The sequence below is a fragment of the Colwellia sp. MB02u-9 genome (assembly GCF_014077085.1).
Lineage (GTDB): Bacteria > Pseudomonadota > Gammaproteobacteria > Enterobacterales > Alteromonadaceae > Cognaticolwellia.
In genome coordinates this window covers 88,180-112,669 of the sequence record NZ_JACGVF010000095.1, presented here as the reverse complement: position 1 = coordinate 112,669, position 24,490 = coordinate 88,180, and the positions used below count along the sequence as shown (strand labels likewise).

Here is a 24,490-nt window from a genome sequence, read left to right as displayed (position 1 = left end):
TTTATGATGGCAGTTTAATGTTAAATACTTGTTTGGAAATAAAATGAAAATTACTGATAAAAGCGTTGTTCAGTTTCACTACATACTTAAAGATGAAACGGGTGTAGAAATAGAAAACTCATATGCTAATGAGCCACTAGCTTACCTACACGGTTACAAAAATATGTTAGTCGGCGTAGAAAACGCTTTAACAGGCAAAGAAACGGGTGATAAATTTTCAGTAACCTTACAGCCAGAAGACGCTTATGGTGAGCGTAAAGAAGACGCTATTCAACGTGTGCCGGTAAAACATATGCAAGGTTTAGCCTCGCCAAGTGCCAAATGGAAAGCGGGCATGACAGCAGTAGTTAACACTGACGATGGTCAACGCCAAGTGACTGTTGTTAAAGCGGGTAAATTTATGGTTACCGTTGATATTAATCCGCCACTAGCGGGTAAAGTACTGACCTTTGATTTAGACGTTACTGACGTACGTGAAGCAACGGCTGAAGAAGTTGAGCATGGTCACGCCCATGGCGCTGGCGGTCATCAGCACTAAGCGATGTAATTAACAAAATATCTTCAAAAAGCCGACGTTAAGTCGGCTTTTTTATGCTCAGGACGAGCGGTATGCTGCAATCACATGGATGTGAAAGAGCAGCGATGCTCAGGACGAGCGGTATGCTGCGATCACATGGATGTGAAAGAGCAGCGATGCCCAGGACGAACGGTATGCTGCGATCACATGGATGTGAAAGAGCAGCGATGTTCAGGACGAGCGGTATGCTGCGATCACATGGATGTGAAAGAGCAGCGATGCTCAGGACGAGCGGTATGCTGAGATCACATGGATGTTCCTAGCCATTCATGGCTCCACGGAATCAGTACATCTCGCACATCCCTATGCGTCTATGTCAAAGAGCAGCGAGCTTTCCCTTTAGCTGTTATTGAACTGAATAAACTTTCCGTTTATCGAATTCATATTATATTTTTTTGCCATACTGTTAAGGTAAGTTATCCATTTAGTGCAATTTGTATAATACCTTCAGGTCATCAAATAACAATAAGGTCCAGAATATGTTTACATTAAAATCATCATTAACCACCCTAGCGTTACTCGTGAGTACCACCTTGTCTCAGTCAGCATTGGCGCAAACGACCGTTATTCATGCGGGCGAATTATTAGTTACTGCCAACAAGGCGCCGCTTAAGCAACAAACCTTAGTGATAAGTGATGGTAAAGTCACTGAGCTTAAATCTGGCTTTGTTGATATAAGTCGTTTTGCCAAAGACGCAAAATTAATTGATTTATCATCGAGTTTTGTCATGGCTGGCCTGATGGATATGCATGTGCATTTACAAGGTGAACTTGGCCCTAATAACGACAGTGATATAGTTAACTTATCTAATGCAGATATATTAATGAAAAGTGCCTATTTTGCTCATAAAACCTTAATGGCTGGCTTTACCACCGTACGTGATTTAGGCAGCAGTGCTGAACAAATTTATGCGCTGCGCGATGGTGTCAAGCGTGGTTGGATAGCAGGGCCAACCATTATTGCTGCTGGGAGCAGTGTCGCGGTGACTGGCGGGCACGGCGATGTTGATGGCATGGCGCCTGATTTGATGGCGCTACATACCGCAAAAACTATTTGTGATGGCCCTTATGATTGTCGACGAGCGACTCGTCATGCTATTAAGTTTGGTGCTGATGTGATTAAGATTACTTCTACCGGTGGTGTTTTATCCGATACTGATACCGGCACGGGTCAGCAAATGGCTGATGATGAATTAAAAGAAGTGGTTGATACGGCGCACTCGCTTGGGCGTAAAGTGGCGAGTCATGCACATGCCGCTGCTGGTATTAATGCGGCATTACGTGCCGGCGTTGACAGTATTGAACACGGCAGTTATGCCGACAAAGAAAGCATTAAACTCTTTAAACAAGGTGGTGCTTATTTAGTCCCGACATTGATGGCGGGAGATACCGTAGTTAATATGGCGAAAACCACTGACTTTATGTCGCCAGCGATTCGCGTTAAAGCTATTCGTGTGGGTGGTGACATGATTGAAAACTTCAAACGTTCATATAAAGCGGGTGTGAAAATAGCTTACGGTACAGACAGCGGCGTTTCAAAACACGGTTATAATGCCCAAGAAGCACAATTAATGTTTGCCGCGGGTATGACTCCACAAGATATTTTAGTTTCTGCGACCGTTAATGGCGCCGACTTAATTGGCAAATCAGAAACTTTAGGTACATTAGACGTGGGTAAAGTGGCCGATATTATTGCTATGCATGCTAGCCCTTTAAACGATATTAATGAACTACTCGATGTCGATTTTGTGATGAAAGCAGGTAAGGTAGTTAAACAAAAGTAATCTCAATAGCGTTTAGATTGACGTAGTGATGAAAAAGGCTGTGTTAAACAGCCTTTTTATTGCCTTATTTTCTTCGCAGAACCCCAGTAGTTAATGCAACTCCAAGCAAAATAATACCGCCGCCGAACAGCATCATTAAGCTGATGGTTTCACCTAAAAATAATGCTCCCCATAGAATACCAAAGGCAGGAATTAAATAGGTTACTGATATCGCTTTTGCGGGACCAAGTTGTGCGATAAGTCGAAAGAATAAAATATAGGCAACGCCAGTACAGATAACACCAATCAAAAGCACTGACCACAGGGCATTTGAGCTCGGTAATGTTTCAGGAATAAAAAATAAACTCAAGGGTAATAACATTGCGGTAGCGGCAATTTGGCTACCAGTAGCTAAGGCCAACGGTTTTATTGTGCTGAGATTTTTTTTAGTATAATTAGCGGAAATACCATAACAAAGTGGGGCTAACATAGCCGCTAACGTTGGCAATAAGGCATTATTTTCGACTGATTTATCTGTAAATTCAATGTCGAAATGTAAATTATCTGACACTAATAAATACACCCCAATAAAGCCAATAACTAAGCCAAACATGGCACTTAGGCTTAACTTATCTTTTAACCATATGTAGGCGACTATAGCGCTAAACATGGGTGCTGTTGCGTTTAATACTGATGCTGTCCCCGCTGTTAGCGTTAAGGTGGCAAAACTAAATAGAGTAAAGGGTATTGCGGTATTTAACGCCCCAACTACAAAGATATCTCGCCAACGTCCTTTCAGTGCTTTAGTTTCTTTAAATAAAACTAAGCAGATGATCAAGAAGATAGCCGCTATGCCCGCACGTAATGTGGCAAAAACTATCGGGCCAAATTCTGGCGAACCGACCCGCATAAACATAAATGACGCGCCCCAAATAGCGGCTAATAATAGCAGTTCAATGCTGGCTTTATGATGTAGGGTACTTAGTGTCTTCAACGACTATCCTTAGATAAAAAGTTATAACTGAGTTTTATTGAGTTTTGCATAGTTTTTTAATGAATAGTTGCTTAATGAATAGTCGCGATAATCGGACAGCTATTGTAAATTAAGCGAGTTAATCGCATTGAGGTTATTTAATGCTTTTTGTCATACTGATGATTTTTTCGATCGCGATAACATTCAATGTTGCTATGGTTGTCATCTGCCAATTAATATTAAAATCATACAAGGTCATACCGTAAATTCTGTCGTCTGTGCTATTTTTTTTATAGGCAGGGCGAGGGTCTTGGCTTAATACTTGTTCGATAAGACTTTGCAGTCTTGGGTAGTGGCCGATGTTGTCGGCTAAGGTAAGGCGTGCTGCGTTGGAAAATACCACGTCAATATTACTGCTGGGTTGTTCTTGTGCATAGCCGCCATGAGCATTTTCGACAATATCTGCATAAGGAACGTAAGGTTTTATATCAACTATCGGGGTGCCATCAAGCAAGTCTAATTCACTAATATGCAAAATAACCTGAGAGCCTTGTTGCCCAGATAAACGTTGTTCAATGCGGTCAAGTTTAACAACAGACATACCTATAGGGTTAGGTCTAAACGTTGAGCGAGTCGCTAATACGCCAAGTTTTTTATTGCCACCTAAACGTGGCGGGCGTACCAAAGGCTTCCAGCCTTGGGCCTGCGTACCATGAAAAATAAACAATAACCAAATATGACTAAATTGCTCTAAGCCTCTTACTAATTCAGCATTATTGGCCGAACCCGTTAGGCGCAACTGCCCTTGAGCCGCGGTAACAATACCGGGCTGTCGAGGGATGGCAAATTTTTCTTTATAGGGTGAGTCGATAGTCCCAATAATATTTAAATTAACGCTATCAGTCATTTTTTATCTTGCTCAACCTTATAGGCACGGCCATAGCAAACAGTAGAAGCAACGCAATATTTTGCGGCTTTATCTGTTTCGATCATCACACACTGGCTAAAAATGATGGCATTTGCCTCAAGTTTATAGGCTTGGCGTCGTGCTTCTGTGCGGGCATCAATTTCATTTGGCACCGCATGATAAGCTTTTTCTTGGCAGGACTCGCCTTCAACTAAACCGAGAAACTTATAGTGACCGGTAAACTCTTTTTCACTTGTCACTATTTTTACTGTGGTCGGGGAAAAATAATTTTTGAAATTTTCCCGGTCTAAGTTTGTTGATATGTCATTTATTTTTGCACAACCTGCAGTTAACAATACAAGCAGTACTGTGATACTAGTGGTGTATTTAACTAACTTTGGTGCTGTTTTATGTTTTTTAAGCATTTTTTAAAACCCGTATTTATTTATGTTGACGTTGATGTTGATGTCAAAGCTGAACATCTTATTTCACTAAACTCATATCGCCTTTAATCCAATAATTGAACAGTTTATCAATAGTTTTATTTTGCTGTTTCATTGAGATCCAATTACGCATAAATAGTTCAAAGCTGTGATCATTTTTATTAATCGGGAAGGCCATGTAAAGTGGCGCTAACTCAGGTTTAGGGACTACCACAGTATAGCTTGGCTTGAGCAGGGTCCAAGCCGACGATGCTGCCGCGCCAAAAAGCATGGCATCAATATGGGAAAATTCGGGCTTAAAGAATAACCGCGGTGTTGATATTTCCCAAGCTTTGCCATGCGTGAATGTTTTAGCAATGGCTTTTTCATAATAAAAGTTTTCAGGAATACCCAAAATGAGATCATCTCGCTGGAGAATATTATCCCAGTGGGTAAATTCCGCACGCCTTTTGTCTTTAACGATAATAGCCAGACTTTGCTCGCTGTAAGGCATGGTTAAAGTAAACCTCATCATGTTATCTGGAATAACCGGCACACCTGTGGTGATGTCTAGATAACCTGAGCTTAATAATGATTCTGCCTGATGGCGAAATACCTTAACAAACTCAAGGCTAACATTTAAATCAATGGCGAGCTGGTTCATTATTTCAATATCAAAGCCAACCAGTTTGCCGTTATTGTTATGAAATGAATAAGGCAAATCGTCGCGAAAATAACCCACGCGGATAAAACCACGTTGTTTTATGCGAGTAAGCACCCCAGCAAAGGGCTGAATAATATCGTTACTTTCCTGGACATCATCTAAATATATGCTGTGAACGCTTTCCATGAGAAAGTCACGTTTTATAAATTTCGCATAGCCTTCGTACTGATAACTAATTGAGCTAAAAGCAAACTTTAAGCTGATGAAGGCAAAAACAGATAAGAGGGGAATAATGGCTAAATTTCTAATTAAGGCTTTTTTCTTGATGCGAAAAGCCTTGGCCATACTTGTTGCAACCAGTAAAGGTAGGCAGCTGGCAAAAATTACTGAAAGTAGTGCCGATAAACGACCGACAACTAAGTTTTCAGAAACAATAAAGAAATCAAACATTGAATGAGAAACGTTAAATAACTCTAAAAGATTTTGCATGGCCAAAGTACTAGTGCCAAACAATTGCGGAATACCCATCACCACTAACTTCACATAATCTTCAAAGCTAATGTAAGCACCAGAGAACCATGCGGCAAACAAAACAAATAGCAGCGACAATAGTTTACCGCCAACCGGTAAACTATAACTAATAGGTACGATGACATCAGAGACTTTATCCACATTGTCAATATTAGGATACTGTGAGGCGATTAACTGTTTGGTTTTTTCCACAATGATCGGTATAACAACAAAAAAACTGCCGGTGGCGAATGCCGTGATCATAGCTTCTCTTGATGCTTTTAAAATGGCACGATAACCAAAAGGGGTAATAGTGGCGAGCAGGGCAGGAAACACCACAAAACACAGCAAAAGTGCTAACACTAAGGCACTAGCAACATAGATCATTAAGCCATCGAGTTGCGAAGCATCAAGCGTTGCTGCGGCGCGCCAACCAATACAAAAAACACCAACAGGGGCAAAACGCATTACTAGGTTGCTAATATTACTGACCGACTGTTTTAAGTTGCCTAGCACGGCGAGGGTTTGGCGTTTATTTTTAATTGGCATTAAGCCAACACCAATAAAAACACTAAAAAACACCACCGAAGGGATCACCGCATTAGCGAAGGCATTAAAAGGATTAGACGGAATAAAGAGTTCAACAAGATTAAGTTCTTGACTCACTTTTATCGTATTAGCGCTATAAAATTCAGCACTTTGCCAATTAGGAAATGATAATGGCGCCATTAAAATAAAGCATAACATCAGTGCGATTAGCAATATGACCAGTATTACGCTGCTTTTAAGCGCAGACTTAGCTTTGCTAGCAGACAAACCGCCAATACCGACCATAAGTGACAAGGCAATATAAGGCAGCGCTGTCATTTGCAATAGCATAACAAAGGCATCAGCAAGATGGCTTACCATGGCATATAAGGTTACGCCAAAGCTACCTATGATGAGCCCTATCACCATGGCAAATATAATTTGGCTAGATAAAGATATTTTACTGAGCTTAACTGTTGTCATATTGGCTGATAATTATGTTGCTGCATGATTAATTTGCAGAGTTAAAGGGAGTTACTGGCGCCACATCAAGCTATAGATTTACCCTTACAAACTAAGCGCTGAAACTGCATATTGAGGTGGAACGGGTATGCGATACAAGATATTAAAAAGGCAAACCCTTGTCTATGTTCAAGGTTTGCCTTCATTAGTGGTGTTAATTTAATGGCGATTAACGCCTAAAGTAGTGGTTTACTGACTACTTAACGCGCATGCCTGCTTGTGCGCCATCATCTGGATTAAGTATCCACAAGTCTTCACCACCCGGGCCCGCGGCTAACACCATGCCTTCTGACATGCCAAAACGCATTTTACGTGGCGCTAAATTAGCCACCATCACGGTGAGCTTGCCAATTAAATCTTCAGGTTGATAGGCAGATTTTATCCCGGCAAACACTTGGCGTGTTTCACCACCTTCTTGGTTATCTAAAGATAACGTCAAACGCAGTAATTTATCGGCTTTTTCAACGTGTTCAGCATTAACGATTTTTACAATACGTAAGTCTATTTTCGCGAAATCATCAAACTGAATTTCAGGCGAAATAGGATCATCTATTAATGGCTCACCGGTGAGTGTTTTCTCAGGCGCTGATTTTTTCTTTTCTGCTTTTTTATCTTTTTTCGGTTCAGCTGCTTCAGTTGTTACGGCTAAATTGTCTTTTGACGCATCAGTCATCGCATTAACTTTATCCATATCAACACGTTGTAATAACGCTTTGAACTTATTGATTTTATGGTTAGTTAATAGCGTTTTATGGCCTGCCCAAATAAGTTCGTCATTTAAGAATGTGGCGGTACTGTCAGCTAAAATGGGTAGTACTGGCTTTAAGTAAATCATCAAGATACGGAACATATTAATGCCAAGCGAACAAATGTCTTGCACTTCTTGTTGTTTAGTTTCGTCTTTAACTAACTGCCATGGTTCTTTAATAGCGATGTATTCATTAACTTTATCAGCCAGTGCCATGATTTCACGCATACCACGAGCAAAATCTCGTGACTCGTAATGTGAAGCAATACTATCACCTGCGGCCATGACTTCGTCAGCTAAGGCGGGGTTATCAATATTTTCTGACAGCATGCCGTCAAAGCGTTTAGTAATAAAGCTGGCACAACGTGACGCGATATTAACCACTTTACCAACTAAATCTGAATTGACTCTTTGGGCAAAATCTTCAAGGTTTAAATCTAAATCATCAATACGGTGCGTCAGTTTTGCGGCGTAGTAATAACGTAGATATTCAGGGTTTAAATGGTCTAAATAAGTGCGACCTTTGATAAAGGTACCTTTCGATTTAGACATTTTTGCACCGTTAACGGTAACAAAACCATGAGCATAAACCGAGGTTGGTTTTCTGTAGCCGGCGCCTTCAAGCATGGCTGGCCAGAACAAACTATGAAAATAAATAATGTCTTTACCGATAAAGTGATAAAGCTCAGCTTCTGAGTCCAATTGCCAAAAAGCATCAAAGTCGATACCGGTTCTATCACAAAGATTTTTAAAACTGCCCATATAGCCAATGGGGGCGTCTAACCAAACGTAGAAATATTTACCCGGTGCGTTGGGAATTTCAAAGCCAAAGTAGGGCGCATCACGACTGATATCCCACTGTTTCAAGCCTTGTTCAAACCATTCAGCTAACTTATTGGCCATTTCTTCTTGTAGTGCGCCACTGCGAGTCCATGCTTGTAACATGTCGCCAAAAGCCGGCAGGTCAAAGAAATAATGCTCTGAGTCACGTAATACCGGTGTTGCGCCAGAAACTACTGAACGTGGGTTTAACACTTCCATAGGGGAATAAGTTTCACCACAGTTATCACAACTGTCACCGTTTTGATCTTCACTTTTACATTTAGGGCAAGTGCCTTTAACAAAACGATCAGGTAAGAACATGCCTTTTTCTGGATCATATAGCTGTGAAATAACACGCGTTTTTATATGACCATTAGCATGTAAACGGTTATAAATTTCTTCAGCAAAGGCCTTATTTTCATCGGTATGCGTAGAGTGATAATTATCATAGCTGATATGAAAATCTGCAAAATCCGCCATATGTTCTTCACGAACACCCGCGATTAACTCTTCAGGTGTGATACCAAGCTCTTGTGATTTTAACATGATAGGCGTGCCGTGAGCATCGTCAGCACAAACAAAGTAAGTTTCATGACCACGCATACGCTGGAAACGAACCCAAATATCAGTTTGAATATGTTCTAATAAATGGCCTAAATGAATAGAACCATTGGCATAAGGGAGGGCACAAGTAACTAAAATTTTACGCTTCTCTGCAGATTGCACAGATGACTTTGATAACGACATATAAAGTTTACATATTATTGGTGGTAATTATGCAGGGAATGGTACAGAATTTGTGGTTACTTTTCATTAAGAATTATCACCTTTATGTTATAAAGGCTAGATAAAAAGTGCGTTTTAACTATGTTATCAAATTTCTTTTCTAAAAATGTAGTCAGTGTTGAAAGCCAAAAGGCTATTAATGTTTTTCTTGATGCCTACCGCTCCGATATTTTCCCTCAAGGCCCCCTTATTATTGCTCAGGCTGTCACTATGGTGATGGCTAAAAAAACTATCCTGATCAAAATGTCACTGCCGTTCCCATGTGACGGTGAACTACATGATATTGCAGAACAATTGACAGAACTAGTGCAGCAACCGGTTAATTTTGATGTTGAATACCATGTTGAGCCGGTTAGAGAACACAGCATTAAAGGTATAAAAAATATCATTGCGGTTGCTTCTGGCAAAGGCGGTGTGGGTAAATCAACCACCGCGGTTAATTTAGCTTATGGGTTAATTGCCGAAGGATGTAACGTCGGTATTTTAGATGCAGACATTTACGGTCCCTCGGTACCTACCATGTTGGGTTTAAAGGGCGCAAAGCCCAGTTCAAATGATGGTAAATTGATCACGCCACTTGAGGCAAATGGGTTAAGTGCTATGTCAATCGGCTTTTTAGTGGATGATGCCAAGGCTACCGTGTGGCGAGGCCCAATGGCGAGTCGAGCTTTTTCGCAATTACTCAATGAAACTGACTGGCCTGATTTGGATTATCTGATTGTTGATATGCCTCCGGGCACGGGTGACATTCAATTAACTTTAGCGCAGCAAGTACCAGTAGCAGGCGCTGTGGTGATCACTACGCCGCAAGATATTGCCTTAGCTGATGCCATTAAAGGTATGGCGATGTTTGAGCAAGTAAAGCTGCCTGTACTCGGTATTATTGAAAACATGAGTTATCACCAGTGTGAAAACTGTGGTCATCAGTCGCACTTATTTGGTGATGGCGGCGGCAAGCGCATCGCTAATGAGGCAAAAACACAATTACTCGGACAACTCCCCCTCGACATTCGTATTCGACAAGACGCTGATAACGGTAGTTGTGCAATAAATGAAAATAGCACTGGAGAAGTAGCGCTGCTGTATCGTAGTATAGCGCGCAAAGTTGCTGCGCAATTATACTATCAACTCGATATGCGCAGCCCAACAACCGCGAAAGTGCTCGTTGAATAAAGTAAAAGCAAGATCATTTTAAGATACAAAAAGAATACAACGTTCTTTTTGTCGACATAATACCAATTAAAATTGTTCTCGCTACGCGCTGAATTGATTAACTTAATGGGTATAACAACTGAGTTTAAGAAGAATAATCATGAGATTAAGTGACAAAGATATAGAAGAAAGCCTTCGCAAAGGACAGATCGGGATTTCGCCAGCGCCAGATAGCAGTATGATTTCTGGGGTCAGTGTTGATATTCGCTTAGGCAATGAATTTCGCGTCTTTCAAGATCACACGGCGCCTTATATCGACTTAAGCGGCCCAAAAGACGAAATGCAAAAAGCGATGAATGCGGTAATGAGCGAGGAAATTTATATTCCAGACGGCGAAGCTTTTTTTCTGCATCCGGGAGAGTTAGCATTGGCGGTTACTTATGAGTCAGTAACCTTACCAGACAATATCGTTGGCTGGTTAGATGGTCGTTCATCATTGGCACGTTTAGGCCTTATGGTGCATGTTACCGCTCATCGAATTGATCCCGGTTGGTCAGGTCAAATAGTGTTGGAGTTTTATAACAGCGGCAAATTACCTTTGGCATTGCGCCCAAAAATGAAAATTGCAGCGCTTAACTTTGAAACCATGTCGTCAAGTGCCGAACGTCCTTATAACAAACGTGAGGATGCAAAATATAAAGATCAAATTGGCGCTGTTGCCAGCCGCATTAGTCAAGATGAGAGTCATAATTAGCAAAAAATTTAAAACTTTAAAACATTAATGCTAACAAAAAGCCAACGAGATAATCGTTGGCTTTTTGGTTTTAATTATTCGCATTTAATCTTTTAAAATTTTATTTCGACTTACGCTAACGGCTGAACTGTGGAAAAATAATCGTTAGCTCGCATTAACTAGGGATTTCTGCATTGTTTCAGCGCGGTTACTTGCTTTTGAAATACAAAAATTTAATGCCGAAATTAACTTATCACGGCTATGAAAGTGACTAACGGTGTCACTACTGAGTTCATGATGATAAACATCTATACGTGTCGATGTGATGCTAGCATCGTGACATATCGCACTATCAATTGGCAGACAACCGACGTTTTCTTCAATCCAAGCTAATTTTTCATCTAATGACAACGCAGCAGCAGGGCTATTTTCAGCGACGATATTATCAATGAACACGCGATGAGCATTGGTTTGGTTTAATGCATTACTAATATCACGCACGAGTAACGGTGGTATAACACTGGTCAAAAAACTGCCAGGTCCTAAAATAACCAAATCGGCATTTAATATGGCCTCTACACAAGTGGGCAAGGTTTTAACTAACGGCGCTAACATTAAACTTTTTGGCATCTCTGACATATTATCAACTGATACTTCACCGATACGACAGCGGCCTTTTGAATAAAAGGCCATTAAATCTGTTGGGGTTTCAGACATAGGCAATACGGGGGTTTTAACTCTTAATAACCGTCGAACAAGTTTAATAGAATCAAGCGGGCGTGAGTGTATTTCTCCTAGACCATAAAGAATTAAGTTACCGAGGTTATGGCCACCGAGTTCATCATTACCGTTGAAGCGAAAATCGAACAATTGGCTGCCGACCGATTTTTCATCAACTAGCTGAGTAAGACAATTGCGTAAGTCGCCCCAAGCGATTGAGCTACTGCGTTTTCTTAAACGGCCAGTAGAGCCACCATTATCTGTGGTGGTAACGATACCGGTGAGTTGATTTCCTAAAAAGGACAGGGTAGAAAGTACACGCCCTAAACCGTGGCCACCGCCAATCGCAACAACATTGAGTTCTTTTAGCTGCATATAACTATTATTTTTTTTAATTGATGATTAACAATAACGCTTTATTTACTATAAATAAAGCAACTCGCTATAGTTTATAACGCTTTTAGCGAGATAACCCCCTATTTACAGCTTGTTTTTAGCAGAAATTATCAGTAACAACAACGCTGTTATTTCAACACCCGTGAATTATATAAAATATCGGGCTTTTAAATAGTTGATAAGACAAAATTTAGTCAACTTGTATTATAAATAATCAGTTAGATAAAATCTTTTAAAAAAATGACCTAATATCTAAAATAAGGGTTGACAGTATCTTGGTCGCTGCTTAGAATGCGCCTCGCTTTCAACGAGTAACTTGATTACTTATTGAGAGAAGAATTAGGGTAAGTATTAGGCCACTTATTTTATTTCGATGTGGGGCTATAGCTCAGCTGGGAGAGCGCTTCGCTGGCAGTGAAGAGGTCTGCGGTTCGATCCCGCATAGCTCCACCAATAATATTATTATTCATTTGTGCTGATAACGTAAATGAAAAATAGTTAAAAAGATAAAGTAGTTGGATATACCGCGAGGTTGTCGGACTACAGAAGCAAAATATTTTATATTTTGTTTTATCGTTTTAGTGTCCTTATCGTCTAGAGGCCTAGGACACCGCCCTTTCACGGCGGTAACAGGGGTTCGAATCCCCTTAGGGATGCCACTTCTTCGGAAGACTTCTACGGAAGTAAAAAAGAAAATGAGTTGTGTTTTACTACACAAACAAGAAATATATAATCTAAATCATAAGTTCACTAGGCTAGAGCTTTTTACGATTTTATTATACTAAGTGTTTCGAGTTTACAATGTGTCCTTATCGTCTAGAGGCCTAGGACACCGCCCTTTCACGGCGGTAACAGGGGTTCGAATCCCCTTAGGGATGCCACTCATTTTTAGTTAGACAAGTTTATTGGTAAGTGTTTTTTTGACACATACTATAGAATATGTAGGGTTACTATAAGTTCACTAGGCTAGAGCTTTATACAGTAACATTATATTTAAGTGTTCTATTGGTATTTATGTGTCCCTATCGTCTAGAGGCCTAGGACACCGCCCTTTCACGGCGGTAACAGGGGTTCGAATCCCCTTAGGGATGCCACCATTAACTTAGATTGGTAAATGTATTTATAATATTTAACAATCAACTACAAAACATGAAATCGTTATCGAACGGTTATCATAATTTTTAGTGTCCTTATCGTCTAGAGGCCTAGGACACCGCCCTTTCACGGCGGTAACAGGGGTTCGAATCCCCTTAGGGATGCCACTTATTATTTTACTTTTAGTCAAAATAAACAGTGTTTAAAAGTGAAGTAAAAAAACCGACTTATGTCGGTTTTTTTATGCCTAAAATTTATCAACTATCCAATATCCAATATAAAGTCGCTGGTGCTCACATTATGAGGTTAAATTTCCAGTGTTTATTCTCATTGACCCACTTGGTAGGAATGCAGCAGATCTAAATATTTTTAAGCCTCTACATATTCCTTTGTCATTCATTCCTCCCCTTAAAACATAATTAAATAATTCACAGGGAGAAAAGAAGGAGAACAGCAGGAAAAATAAAATATCAGCTGATCTGTTGCGCTTAAATTTTTTACGACTCTACTCGTTCCTTTCTCATTCACTCCTCCCTGTAAAAAATAATAAAATAATTTAGGGCAGGGAAAAAAGAAGAAGGGCTGCAGGAGAAGTAGAAACGTTATTGGGATTGATTGCACATGTTTATGGTTGCCGACTAAACATAAGTACCTGCGCTGACGTTAAAGGCTTTAGCAATGCCGTGGAGCCATGTTCTTACAAGCATCTGAGTGATTAGAGTAAAATGTAGTAGGAGTTACCGAGGTGACTATGAACGGGGACGTAAGGAGCAATACACTCTTTGAATAATTAACCTTATTGAGTTTTAATCAACAAGGTTAATTATTGGGTAGGCGACCCAAGGGGTTAATTCCTTATAGCTCGCCTATTGAGTTCGATTCCGCTTGTTAATTAAACTCAAGCTTTCTTCAGCAAAACCTACACCAGCCTCGTTATAAAAGTTAAACACTTTGTCTACGCCAAAGCTTTCAAGGGTGATCAGTTCATCATCATAACGCGCAATAGCGGCGATCTTACCCTGATAATTAGTGCGCCTTATTTGCGCGGTTATATTTTTAATGTCTTGCACAGAAGGAAGTGCTAAAAGTGTTAGTTCAATCTTACTCAGATCAATTTTTTCCCAAAAGTCAGCATCTTCAGCATCACCCAGATAGGTGTGAATACCGTTTTCATTTAACCATTTTACTTTGTCTTTATCTGTGTCTAAGCCCCAAACTTGATCGTCTATCTGAGCACTCAAGGCTCTATAAGCGCCGATACCAACACGGCCCATGCCAATAATCGCAATGGGTGCTTCGCAAGGCTGAACAAAATCATCTTCGACTAAAGGCTTTTTACTTTCAAAGCGCTTAAATTTTTCTTTATTATTGGCAAAGTAATCATGGGCAAAGTTATAAAGTACATTAGTAATAATAAAGGATAATGCCACCGCTAATGACAATATCACTAGCCACTCGGAAGATAGCCAGCCTGCTTCAGTGCTAAGTGCGGCAATAATAAGACCAAATTCACTATAATTACTTAACGCTAACGCCGATAAAAATGCGGTTCTACCACGGAGGTTAAGTTTGACTAAAATAAAGAAAAACAGCAGAAATTTAACGGGTAGTAACAAGGTTAATACTGACGCTATAGCAAGCATCTCTAGTGTGGGCAGGGCAGTAAAGCCAATCGATAAGAAAAAACCAATCAAGAATAAATCTTTAAAACTCAGTAATGACTTATTTATTTCACTGGCTTTACTATGAGAAGCTAAATACATACCCGCTAAAAGCGCACCTAAGTCGCCCTTGATTTGAACTAATTCAAATAACTCATAAGCACCGAAAGCGATAAAAAAGCCCATTAATGGAATAAGTTCGCCATGGCCTGCCTTACTAATGACTTTGTTAATATAGGGTTTTAATGGTATTAAAAGCAGTAACAAGCCCGCCCAAGGGCTAGGTAGTTCACCGGTGGCGACGACAAGAAATATCACCGCAATGACGTCTTGCATCACCAATATGCCAATCGCCAGTTTCCCATGGCGGGCGCGCATTTCACCGTGCTCTTGCATAAGTTTAACAACGCATACCGTACTACTAAAGCTTAATGAAAATACGATTAGTGCTGATGTAGTGAGACTTAAGCCACTAACAAAAGGAAGAGTAATAAGGGCGATGGTTTTTAACAGTACGAGTCCAATCAATAACCATAAAACACTGTGGCTTAAGCTGCCAAGCCAAACTTCTGGCTTGAGTAAGTCTTTTATATTGAGTTTCAGGCCAATGGTAAATAGCATCAAGGTGATGCCAATATCAGCTAATACATTGACCATGCCATCGGCTTCATAGCCTAAAAATAGTAAGATAAATCCGGCCGCTAAATAGCCGATTGAGGGTGGTAGAGCCACTAATTTGGTTAATAAACCACAAATAAAAGCAAAACCGATCCAAATAAATTCCATGTTAAATTAAGGCTCCAGTGTCATTATTTCATTAAGTTGCTGTTCAACATAGTCAGCGATTATTGGCTGTGCTTGCGCGTTAGGGTGAATACCGTCTGCTTGCATAAGTGCTTTATCGGTGGCAACGACTTCCATAAAAAAGGGCAGTAAGGTGATATTGCTAGCATTGGCGACATCTTCAAAAACTTGCTCAAACATTTCATTGTATCTTGGGCCATAATTTGGCGTTATTTTTATCTTAATCATTGAAACTTTTATGTTTTTATCTTGCGCTAACTTGACCATTTGTAACAAATTATTTTTAATGATTTTAGGTGAATAACCACGTAAACCATCATTTCCGCCTAATTCAATCAGCAACAAGTCAATTTTTTCATTCGCCAAAATGCCTGCTAGCCGAGATAAACCACCACTCGTCGTTTCACCACTAACACTGGCATTTATTATTGTGTAAGCTTGTTTTTGTTCGGTAAGTTTTTGATTAAGTAAGTGCACCCAGCCTTGTGTGGGTTTCATCCCATAACTTGCACTGATACTATCACCTAATAGTAAAATATTGCGGGTTGGTGTGATACTAATGCTGTTATCAAGCGTATTGACCTGTTTGTTTTGTGCAGCAGTATTTGCTGTAGAGATAAAAAATAAGCTAATAAATAATATAAAAAGTGGATAATTTTTCATGCATGTAAATTCCGAGAGTATTCTAAGCGTTAAAGACCTAACTAAATCAGTGCAAGTTGAAGATAAAACGCTAGTTTTGCTTCAACCACTTAATTTAACTGTCGCTGCGGGCGAATCAATTGCCATTGTCGGTTCGTCTGGCTCAGGTAAAACGACATTATTATCGATTTTAGCGGGTTTAGATTTACCAAGTTCCGGACAAGTGTATCTTAAAAACCAGCCTTTACACCAGTTTAATGAAGAGCAGCGCAGCCAAGTTCGTGCGCAGCATGTGGGATTTATTTTTCAACAATTTTTATTAATTAACAGCTTAACTGCGCTTGAAAATGTGATGTTGCCAGCCGAGTTAGCCAATATGCCCGATGCGCAAGCGCGTGGTGAAGCTTTACTGGCGCAAGTAGGTTTGGCTGACAGAATGGAACATTACCCTTCTCAGCTCTCTGGCGGTGAACAACAGCGGGTAGCTATTGCGCGGGCATTTATTGCTAAGCCAGATATTTTATTCGCTGATGAACCCACGGGCAATCTAGACAGCAAGACGGGTCAACATATTATTGATTTAATATTCGATTTGAATGTTAAAGAGGGTACCACCTTAGTCTTGGTGACCCACGATGCTAAATTAGCGGCAAGGTGCCAGCGCCAAGTTGAAATGGACAGCGGTGCTTTGACTGAACCTTTGACTGAAGCCACATTAGCAAACACAGATGAAAACCATGCTAAAAATCAGGCTGATAGTCAACCCACAAGGCATGATGATCTTGCAAGCAAAACTTCAGTTTCACAAGTAGGTTAACCATGAGTATTGTTAAAGAAAAAGCATCAAGCATGTGGTTTACTCAATCACTACGTTTATTACATCATGAGCTTCGCCGTGGTGAACTGACCATTATATTTATCGCTATTGCGCTTGCCGTTGCGACGGTATTTTCATTGACCGGATTTTCTGGCCAAATTAAGCATGCCATAGTGGCCAATAGCACCAATACCATAGGCGCCGATCGTGTCCTGCGCATGTCGTCAGAAGTTGACACTAGCATAATAGAAAAAAGTCAGACATTAGCACTAGAATATGCCCGAAAAATTGAAACTGAGTCGATGGCGTTTGCGGGCGACAATATGTTACTCAGTGAACTCGATGCGGTATCTGATACTTACCCTTTGCGCGGTGAACTTAGAATTAAAACCTCGCTAACGCAAATCGCGAGTGTTGTTGCCAATGCCCCTAAACTAGGCACAGTTTGGGTTGAGCCCAGCGTGTTAAGTCGCTTGAATGTTAAGATTGGCGAGGTGATTGAGATAGGTGTTGCGCCACTCATTATTGCCGGTATTGTTACTGATATTCCTGATCGTTCATACCGCGCCTTTATTGCCGGGCCAACGGTTATTTTAAATATTGCTGATATGCCCAAAACCGAGCTTATTCAGCCAGGCAGTCGTATTACCTATAAGTACTTATTTGCCGGTGAAACCGATGCTATTGAAAGCTTTGAAAAATGGATTAAACCACAAATCAATGAATCACAACGTTGGTATGATGCAAAAGCCGCACAAAATCGTTTATCAAGAATATTAGACACCGCGGAGAAGTTTCTTTCGCTAGCAAGTATGTTAGGCATTGTATTAGCGGCTGTTGCGGTGGCGGTGGCCAGTCGTCGTTATGGTCAACGTCATCAGCCTAACGTGTCAATATTTAAAGCCCTAGGTGCGTCAATTTCGCATGTTAGAAAACTTTATTGTCTGCATTGGACCTTATTGAGTTGTTTAAGTATCGCAGCAGGATTAGTGGTGGGTTATGGTTTGCTGCTACTGGGTGCTAATGCCATTGCGAGTTATTTATCATTAGCTGATGCACCGCTGACTTTTGTGCCGTTTTTAACGGCGATATTTACTGGTTTATTATGTGCCATTGCTTTTGCTATTCATCCGATTATGACCTTAGTAAAAAGCTCACCCTTAAATGTTATTCGCGGTTTTAGCCAAGAAAAAGTCGCGCGCTTTGGCTGGCATCAGTTACCGCCTTTATTAGCGTTATTTTTATTACTGTTTATTTTCAGTCAAGACTTAGTGATGAGCGCTGCGTTGTTATTCGGTGGTGTGGTTGTCTCTTTTATCTTGTTGTTGTTTGGCCGTGGCTTAATGAGCGCAGGCCGCAGTGTCGGTACTAAAGCGGGAAAGTCTTGGCATTTGGCCTTAGCGAACTTAAAACGCCGAGCTAGTGAAAACAGCGTGCAACTGGTCAGTTTTACTATCGCTATAATGTTGTTGTTATTGATCACAGTAATGAAAAGCTCAATATTATCAGAATGGGAGCAACAGTTTCCTGATGATACGCCCAATCATTACCTGATCAATATCACTCAAGATCAAATTCAGCCTTTAAAAACCTTTGTTGAAGAAAATAATATTGCCAATCAAGGTTTCTATCATGTTTACCGTGGTCGTTTATCAGCGATAAACGGTGTAAAGACCGTCGATAAAGATGATGATGACAGTCAAGTGCAAAACGCTGAAAAAACTGATGGCACAGAAAAACAACAAACTAAGAAAACCAAGCAGAAAAATACTCGGCAAGGTATGGGCCGCGAACTCGGTTTAACCTGGCGTACTGAGTTACCTGATGAAAATGAAATTATTGCGGGACAGTGGTGGCCCGTTGGCGACGAAACGCCTCAAGTGTCAATTGAAAGCAATATAGCAGAACGTTTGGCGGTTAAATTAGGTGATGAGCTAACCTTCACACTCGGCTCAGATGAGTTTACCGTGCCTGTGACTAGCATTCGTCAAGTAAATTGGCAAAGTCGGCAGTTAAACTTCATTATGGTTTTTAACCAAAGTGTACTTGAGAAATTTCCGACGACATCAATTTCAGCTTGGTCAATATCAGATGAGAACCGAGACTTGGTTTATCGCTTTTTGGCTAACTTTCCTACTATTACGGTAATGGACTTTGCTGCCATTATGGCGCAGCTTAATGGTATTATTGAGCAAGTGACGGTGGCGATTCAACTGATCCTCATTTTAGTGGTACTTGCCGGTAGCTTAGTGTTAATAGCGCAAGTACAAGCCAGCATGGAAGAAAGAGAGCGCGAACTAGCGATATTGAGAACATTGGGCGCTAAAGGCAGCTTACTGCGTAATAGCGTGTTATATGAGTTCGTAGCACTAGGGGCTATTGCCGGACTCATGGCAAGTGTTGGTATGGAAATAGCCGTTTATATTTTGCAAAGCCAAGTATTTAATATGTCAGGCAGTTTTCACTTTCAATATTGGTTAGTGGGTATTGGCGCGGGCGCATTCTTTGTGGGCTTAATTGGTATGCTCAGTTGTTGGCGTTTACTTAAATTGTCGAGCGTTACCTTAATCCGACGAACCATGTAACTTTCTCGCTTTATAAAAACTATATCGCTTTTAATACTGGCGGGTATGCTATGAAATCGCGTATAGTTTTAAGAGCTTATACTACATTAGATAACCAACTGGGTTTAAAAAATGGTTTTACAAGGCAAGTCCGAAGGCGCGGTGAAATTTTTATTGGTTACCGCGGCATTATTTGTTGTGCTAGCGGGGATAAAAACCGCGGCGACATTATTAGTACCATTTTTATTATCAGCGTTTATTGCCATTATTTGTAACCCATTAGTGGTGATGGCGGCGCGCTATAAAATTCCGAAACCGATAGCGGTTATCTTTGTTATTGGTATCTTTGTTTCTATTGCGCTTTCACTGGCGGGGCTTGTGGGTAACTCGTTAAATGAGTTGTCACAACTTATTCCGGTTTATCGCGCGCAACTTCAAGAACAGTTTGTATGGTTAACCCAACAACTTGATGACTACAATATTAAAATATCGTCAGAATTACTGATTGAATACTTTGACCCCGCAGCAGCAATGGGTTTAGCCGCTAACATGCTCAGTGGTTTGGGCAGCGTTATGGCTAATTTATTTTTAATCATAATTACGGTTATTTTTATGTTGTTTGAAGCGTCATCTGTACCGCGTAAATTACATTTAGCGCTTGACGATCCGCAAGCTCGCTTAAAGCAAATTGACCGATTTTTATCCTCAGTAAATAATTATATTGCCATTAAAACCTTGGTGAGTATTGCCACCGGCATTTGTGTTTCATCAATGCTGTGGGTGTTTGGTTTAGACTTTTTCTTACTGTGGGGAGTATTGGCCTTTTTATTGAACTATATTCCCAATATTGGCTCCATTATCGCCGCCGTACCGGCAATGTCGTTAGCTGTTCTGCAATTAGGGCCAGCGGCAGCAGGTTTTATTGGCTTAGGCTATTTAACCATAAACACAGTAATGGGCAATGTGGTTGAACCGCGTTATTTGGGCCGTGGCCTTGGGCTATCAACCCTAGTGGTATTTATTTCATTAATATTTTGGGGCTGGTTGCTAGGCACAGTGGGCATGTTGTTGTCAGTACCTTTGACCATGATCATTAAAATAGCTTTAGAAAACTCCGCAGAAGGTAGTTGGTTTGCGGTGTTATTATCGGGTGAAGAAGCGTTGGAAGAGACTTAATCAAGCAAAAGGTGGCGATAAGCTACCTTTTCTAATTTATAGCACTTTAAAAACTTAAAGCTAAATCCTAACTTATTGGTTCATAACCTTCTAAACTTAAGGGGTTTTAGCTTACTATGTGATTATTAAGCGGCTCTGTAGCTAATTATTAGTCCATTATTAGTCAATTAATAACAGCCATACAAAACAGATGACAATTGATGGCGAATATTAAAAATCAGCAAGATAAAAATCACAGCCCCAAGTTATCGGCAATGCTTTAGCAAGTGGTAATAGCATTGAAGGGGCCAAGTGCTCATGTTTAAATTAACTGGGTTTTTGACCAATCTTAAAATAACCGGTTGAAAGAAATTGCACCGTTTCATTGCGCTTTTTACCAATTAAGATTGCCCCGTCATCCATAAACAGAAAATTTTTCCAGCAACGTTGAAATACTGCCCAAGTGGTTTCAATAACATTATCTCGCGAACTGCAATAATAAACCACGGTATTATTATCCCATTTTAGGTGCGCTAAAATGATCTCGGGTAATAAACATGCTTCACTATCCCAAATGCTTTCCCATTTACCATTATCAAGCCATGACGCGGCACTTTCTGGCCAATCACCTTTTTTAAAAAAGTCTGGGTGATCAACTTGTTTACTGATAGCGCCATCCCAGAGTACTTTGGCACGAGTACTGATCATAGGTTTAATTTTTGCTTTGTCGCTATCGCTAATGGGTAAGCTTTTATGCTTAAAGATCCAAGCGTTTTTTAATTCGTCAATTGAGGTGTAATTCATAAAGGTTATATTTGTAACTTTAATTTTGGTATAACAAGTACCGCTAGTATCTCATTAATTTGCTTAAAATTGCAGGTTATAAAATGAAAAAATACAGTTAAAGTTACTGATTAGAGCAATTCGCTGGCTTTGTATTAGTTCACATTGGCCTAACGTTTTAGCTGCACTCCCCAGTACGCTTAAATTTATCATGGCTGTTTATTTAACAATATAAGTTTCTTTTCAGCATAAGTTTGACCTTAAGTACCCGTTGTTGCAAAATGCGCTGGTTGGCCTCTTAAATTCCACTCAAAATAAAAACAGCTGAACTCTTCGTATACTTAAGTATAAGTTTTTTCTATTAAATTAGCTGTTTTTTGTTTTATGGTCGTTCAAAAACATTAACAAAGATCGATAGGGCGTATTGCATTAAACTTAACTTTAACTGAAATAAAAAAGTATCAGTCTTAAAAGAAGCAGAAATTTTTTATAGTTTTAAGAATCCTGTAGCTACAGGAGCTTATCAGGACTTTCCTGATATTGGCATAGGTGAAGGCATGCCAGCCATTATTAAGCTTTAAAAGCTAATAAATAAAGAGGTTAAAAGCGAAGTATTTATATAACGAAAGTCCTCACCAGAGACTAAGTCCTGATTAAAAACGCCTTACTCATATGCATTTAGTAAGGCTAACCCATAGAAATTTAAAACTTTAAATATTTACAAAGAGAGAACATCATTATGCAACTTGGATTCAAAAACCTGCTACTTATTACGATCACAATATTAGTTGGCTTGTCTGTATCTTTAACAAGTTACTTTTCCTATGTTAAAGAAGAAAAAGCACTGACCGCTATCATTATTAAACAAAACAGTGAGTTTGTGAGACAACAATCTATGCTTATTGAAAGCAAATTGAATGAAAAAGTATTAGGTTTGGCTAGGATTGCGAAATTATATGATGATCAACGAGAAGAAGGCAGCAAAGAAGACTTTATTAAATTAACCAACACGATAGCTTTTGCCATGAATCTTAATAGTTCGGCTATTGGATTTGAAAGCGGTGTTGGTTATTGGAATCAAGCTAGCGAAATTTGGCCTGAGAATATATTCGCAGGTGATGTTAGAACTGAGTCTTATTACAAACTAGCTCGAAAAAATTCAGGTACAGCAACAAGTGAACCTTATTTTGATTCAATAGACTATTGGGTCAGCATCGTTCATCGCATAAAAAATGGCATGATTTCTGTTGATATGAAATTAGATTTTTTGAATGAGTTGGTTGAAGACTCTTCGAAAATCCCAGGGGCTGTAGCATTAATTTTGAATCATGATACAACCGTTTTAGCCTCGACGAATAAAGCGGTAGAAACCAAAAAGCTAGCCACTAATTACCCTTGGTTTAAAGAGGTGGCGTTAAGCACTGTTAGCCAGAAAAGCAGCAGACAAACTTATCAATTAGCTGGGGTGGATAAATTACTTTTTTCGCACCGAATTCAAGTGGCGGATAAAAATTGGTATTATACGCTGAGTCTAGATAAAGAAACTGCATATGCCAGTCTGTTTGATGCGAAAAAAAGCGCTATTATCAGTACGCTTGTTGCAACAATAATAAGTGTTGTGTTGGTTTTCATTGTATTGCAAATTATTTACCGTCCTATACTGGTATTAAAAGAAACAATCACAGCACTCTCTCAAGGTAATGGCGATTTAACACAGCGTCTCAAGGTAAACTCAAGTGATGATTTAGGTCAAATTTCTGATGGGGTTAACCGTTTTATCGAGAGCTTACAGTCGATGATGATAGAAATAAAAGCTGCAACCACCGCCTTAAATGGCAACCTCTATAAGTTGAAAGACCAATCAAAGCATAATACAAAGATATTAAATGGCCATATTCAAGAAACAGAGCAAGTTGTAACGGCGATTGAAGAAATGAATGCCACAGCAGGCGCTATGGCAAGTGATATTGCTAATGTTGCTTTACTTACTGAGAACGCCAACAACGCTGGTCGTGAGTCTATGAAAACGGTAAACCAAGCTCAAGATACTATTTCTGAGTTGGTTTTAGACATTGATAACTCGGTAGAAAGTGTTAGTGAGATGAGTAAGAAAACCGATGGAATTAATTCCATTTTGAGTGTTATTGGCGGCATTGCTGATCAAACTAACTTATTGGCACTTAATGCCGCTATTGAAGCCGCTCGCGCTGGTGAACAAGGTCGTGGTTTTGCCGTGGTTGCAGATGAAGTACGTAATCTTGCGAGCCGTACAAAGGCAAGTACTGACGAAATTGAAAGTGCACTTGCCAGCTTATTACAAGGTAATCAAACGGTTGTTGAATCAATGATTGTGACGAAAGACCGTTGTCAAATAGCAGCGACGGGTACGAGTGAAGTGTCAATAAGCTTGAATGAAATGACAAATACTGTGTCGGAGATTAATAATTTAAGTACACAAGTTGCCACTGCTGCTGAAGAGCAAAGTAGCGTTACACATGAGGTCAGTAAAAACATGACAGCCATTAACGAAATTGTTGGTGAGTTAGATAAAAATGGTAAGCAAGTGGTTAATGAGATCAATAGTGTTGATGAAATTAATCAACAGTTAACCGGTATAATAAGTCGATTTAAAATTTAATTGGCCCTGTAACGCATTTTGTGTAACTGCCAGGTTTAAATAACATTTTTCAAACAGTCTTCGAATTCAATTTTAAATCGATTCAAGGCCGTTTTAACATTTCTTATC

General features: G+C 39.9%; 17 protein-coding genes and 5 tRNA genes. 13 read left to right on the top strand and 9 right to left on the bottom strand.

Annotation, left to right across the window (positions count from 1 at the left end; all coding sequences use genetic code 11):
- Window positions 1-43 precede the first annotated feature (43 nt).
- Window positions 44-538, top strand: coding sequence for a peptidylprolyl isomerase (locus H4J65_RS11645; protein ID WP_182136285.1), 495 nt, complete (start codon window positions 44-46; stop codon window positions 536-538).
- A 518-nt stretch (window positions 539-1,056) separates the two neighbouring features.
- Window positions 1,057-2,361: an amidohydrolase family protein gene (locus tag H4J65_RS11640; protein ID WP_182198285.1), complete on the top strand. Its 1,305-nt coding sequence runs from the start codon at window positions 1,057-1,059 to the stop codon at window positions 2,359-2,361.
- Between the two features lie 64 nt (window positions 2,362-2,425).
- Here H4J65_RS11640 and H4J65_RS11635 read toward each other — a convergent pair whose 3' ends face one another.
- The 5 genes from H4J65_RS11635 to metG form a co-directional block, all read right to left on the bottom strand.
- The gene (locus H4J65_RS11635; RefSeq protein ID WP_259367599.1) at window positions 2,426-3,334 is read right to left on the bottom strand and encodes a DMT family transporter; all 909 of its coding nucleotides are present in this window, start codon (window positions 3,332-3,334) and stop codon (window positions 2,426-2,428) included.
- Between the two features lie 133 nt (window positions 3,335-3,467).
- The gene (gene tsaA / locus H4J65_RS11630; RefSeq protein WP_182198284.1) at window positions 3,468-4,220 is read right to left on the bottom strand and encodes a tRNA (N6-threonylcarbamoyladenosine(37)-N6)-methyltransferase TrmO; all 753 of its coding nucleotides are present in this window, start codon (window positions 4,218-4,220) and stop codon (window positions 3,468-3,470) included.
- Window positions 4,217-4,645, bottom strand: a complete 429-nt coding sequence (gene rcsF, locus H4J65_RS11625) for an Rcs stress response system protein RcsF (protein ID WP_182198283.1) — start codon at window positions 4,643-4,645, stop codon at window positions 4,217-4,219. The genes tsaA and rcsF overlap by 4 nt, the downstream gene beginning before the upstream one ends.
- A 58-nt stretch (window positions 4,646-4,703) precedes the next feature.
- A complete protein-coding gene (locus H4J65_RS11620; RefSeq protein ID WP_182198282.1) occupies window positions 4,704-6,827 on the bottom strand; it encodes a cation:dicarboxylate symporter family transporter in 2,124 nt (707 codons plus the stop codon).
- 235 nt (window positions 6,828-7,062) lie between these two features.
- Window positions 7,063-9,183 (bottom strand): methionine--tRNA ligase, encoded by a 2,121-nt coding sequence (gene metG, locus H4J65_RS11615; protein ID WP_182136290.1) that lies wholly within the window; start codon window positions 9,181-9,183, stop codon window positions 7,063-7,065.
- Between the two features lie 120 nt (window positions 9,184-9,303).
- On the opposite strand from metG, the gene apbC reads away from it, so the two are divergent.
- Window positions 9,304-10,395 carry an iron-sulfur cluster carrier protein ApbC gene (gene apbC / locus H4J65_RS11610; RefSeq protein ID WP_182198281.1) on the top strand — a complete coding sequence of 364 codons (1,092 nt, stop codon included), beginning with the start codon at window positions 9,304-9,306 and terminating at the stop codon, window positions 10,393-10,395.
- 139 nt (window positions 10,396-10,534) lie between these two features.
- Window positions 10,535-11,128 (top strand): dCTP deaminase, encoded by a 594-nt coding sequence (gene dcd / locus H4J65_RS11605; RefSeq protein ID WP_182136292.1) that lies wholly within the window; start codon window positions 10,535-10,537, stop codon window positions 11,126-11,128.
- Window positions 11,129-11,272: 144 nt separating this feature from the next.
- On the opposite strand, the gene yvcK is transcribed toward dcd, so the two are convergent.
- Entirely contained in the window at window positions 11,273-12,202 is a 930-nt protein-coding gene (yvcK, locus tag H4J65_RS11600) for a uridine diphosphate-N-acetylglucosamine-binding protein YvcK (protein WP_182185174.1), read from the bottom strand.
- A 398-nt stretch (window positions 12,203-12,600) separates the two neighbouring features.
- On the opposite strand from yvcK, the gene H4J65_RS11595 reads away from it, so the two are divergent.
- The 5 genes from H4J65_RS11595 (at window position 12,601) to H4J65_RS11575 (ending at window position 13,485) form a co-directional block, all read left to right on the top strand.
- Window positions 12,601-12,676 (top strand) — tRNA-Ala (locus H4J65_RS11595).
- A gap of 130 nt (window positions 12,677-12,806) precedes the next feature.
- Window positions 12,807-12,882: transfer RNA gene (locus H4J65_RS11590), tRNA-Glu, on the top strand.
- A gap of 146 nt (window positions 12,883-13,028) precedes the next feature.
- Window positions 13,029-13,104 (top strand) — tRNA-Glu (locus H4J65_RS11585).
- Window positions 13,105-13,241: 137 nt separating this feature from the next.
- Window positions 13,242-13,317: transfer RNA gene (locus H4J65_RS11580), tRNA-Glu, on the top strand.
- Window positions 13,318-13,409: 92 nt separating this feature from the next.
- Window positions 13,410-13,485, top strand: a tRNA-Glu gene (locus tag H4J65_RS11575).
- A 699-nt stretch (window positions 13,486-14,184) separates the two neighbouring features.
- On the opposite strand, the gene H4J65_RS11570 is transcribed toward H4J65_RS11575, so the two are convergent.
- Window positions 14,185-15,765: a cation:proton antiporter family protein gene (locus H4J65_RS11570; protein ID WP_182136294.1), complete on the bottom strand. Its 1,581-nt coding sequence runs from the start codon at window positions 15,763-15,765 to the stop codon at window positions 14,185-14,187.
- A gap of 6 nt (window positions 15,766-15,771) precedes the next feature.
- The gene (locus tag H4J65_RS11565; RefSeq protein ID WP_182185175.1) at window positions 15,772-16,446 is read right to left on the bottom strand and encodes an arylesterase; all 675 of its coding nucleotides are present in this window, start codon (window positions 16,444-16,446) and stop codon (window positions 15,772-15,774) included.
- Between H4J65_RS11565 and H4J65_RS11560 the strand changes: the two genes are divergently transcribed.
- The 3 genes from H4J65_RS11560 (at window position 16,445) to H4J65_RS11550 (ending at window position 20,982) form a co-directional block, all read left to right on the top strand.
- Window positions 16,445-17,242 carry an ABC transporter ATP-binding protein gene (locus H4J65_RS11560; protein ID WP_182198280.1) on the top strand — a complete coding sequence of 266 codons (798 nt, stop codon included), beginning with the start codon at window positions 16,445-16,447 and terminating at the stop codon, window positions 17,240-17,242. The genes H4J65_RS11565 and H4J65_RS11560 overlap by 2 nt on opposite strands.
- A 2-nt stretch (window positions 17,243-17,244) precedes the next feature.
- A complete protein-coding gene (locus H4J65_RS11555; protein WP_259367598.1) occupies window positions 17,245-19,827 on the top strand; it encodes an ABC transporter permease in 2,583 nt (860 codons plus the stop codon).
- Window positions 19,828-19,938: 111 nt separating this feature from the next.
- Window positions 19,939-20,982 (top strand): AI-2E family transporter, encoded by a 1,044-nt coding sequence (locus H4J65_RS11550; protein ID WP_182198279.1) that lies wholly within the window; start codon window positions 19,939-19,941, stop codon window positions 20,980-20,982.
- Between the two features lie 306 nt (window positions 20,983-21,288).
- Here H4J65_RS11550 and H4J65_RS11545 read toward each other — a convergent pair whose 3' ends face one another.
- Window positions 21,289-21,765 (bottom strand): DUF2947 family protein, encoded by a 477-nt coding sequence (locus tag H4J65_RS11545; protein ID WP_182198278.1) that lies wholly within the window; start codon window positions 21,763-21,765, stop codon window positions 21,289-21,291.
- 718 nt (window positions 21,766-22,483) lie between these two features.
- Here H4J65_RS11545 and H4J65_RS11540 point away from each other — a divergent pair.
- On the top strand, window positions 22,484-24,382 hold the full coding sequence (locus H4J65_RS11540) for a methyl-accepting chemotaxis protein (protein WP_220465136.1): 1,899 nt from the start codon (window positions 22,484-22,486) through the stop codon (window positions 24,380-24,382).
- Window positions 24,383-24,490: the final 108 nt, after the last annotated feature.

Excerpts from the sequence above, each read along its gene's own strand:
- H4J65_RS11620 (WP_182198282.1), bottom strand. The coding sequence starts at position 6,827 with ATGACAACAGTTAAGCTCAGTAAAATATCTTTATCTAGCCAAATTATA.
- rcsF (WP_182198283.1), bottom strand. The coding sequence starts at position 4,645 with ATGCTTAAAAAACATAAAACAGCACCAAAGTTAGTTAAATACACCACT.
- metG (WP_182136290.1), bottom strand. The coding sequence starts at position 9,183 with ATGTCGTTATCAAAGTCATCTGTGCAATCTGCAGAGAAGCGTAAAATT.
- H4J65_RS11545 (WP_182198278.1), bottom strand. The coding sequence starts at position 21,765 with ATGAATTACACCTCAATTGACGAATTAAAAAACGCTTGGATCTTTAAG.
- H4J65_RS11560 (WP_182198280.1), top strand. The coding sequence starts at position 16,445 with ATGCATGTAAATTCCGAGAGTATTCTAAGCGTTAAAGACCTAACTAAA.
- yvcK (WP_182185174.1), bottom strand. The coding sequence starts at position 12,202 with ATGCAGCTAAAAGAACTCAATGTTGTTGCGATTGGCGGTGGCCACGGT.
- H4J65_RS11550 (WP_182198279.1), top strand. The coding sequence starts at position 19,939 with ATGGTTTTACAAGGCAAGTCCGAAGGCGCGGTGAAATTTTTATTGGTT.
- dcd (WP_182136292.1), top strand. The coding sequence starts at position 10,535 with ATGAGATTAAGTGACAAAGATATAGAAGAAAGCCTTCGCAAAGGACAG.
- H4J65_RS11640 (WP_182198285.1), top strand. The coding sequence starts at position 1,057 with ATGTTTACATTAAAATCATCATTAACCACCCTAGCGTTACTCGTGAGT.
- apbC (WP_182198281.1), top strand. The coding sequence starts at position 9,304 with ATGTTATCAAATTTCTTTTCTAAAAATGTAGTCAGTGTTGAAAGCCAA.
- H4J65_RS11555 (WP_259367598.1), top strand. The coding sequence starts at position 17,245 with ATGAGTATTGTTAAAGAAAAAGCATCAAGCATGTGGTTTACTCAATCA.
- H4J65_RS11565 (WP_182185175.1), bottom strand. The coding sequence starts at position 16,446 with ATGAAAAATTATCCACTTTTTATATTATTTATTAGCTTATTTTTTATC.
- H4J65_RS11540 (WP_220465136.1), top strand. The coding sequence starts at position 22,484 with ATGCAACTTGGATTCAAAAACCTGCTACTTATTACGATCACAATATTA.
- H4J65_RS11645 (WP_182136285.1), top strand. The coding sequence starts at position 44 with ATGAAAATTACTGATAAAAGCGTTGTTCAGTTTCACTACATACTTAAA.
- tsaA (WP_182198284.1), bottom strand. The coding sequence starts at position 4,220 with ATGACTGATAGCGTTAATTTAAATATTATTGGGACTATCGACTCACCC.
- H4J65_RS11570 (WP_182136294.1), bottom strand. The coding sequence starts at position 15,765 with ATGGAATTTATTTGGATCGGTTTTGCTTTTATTTGTGGTTTATTAACC.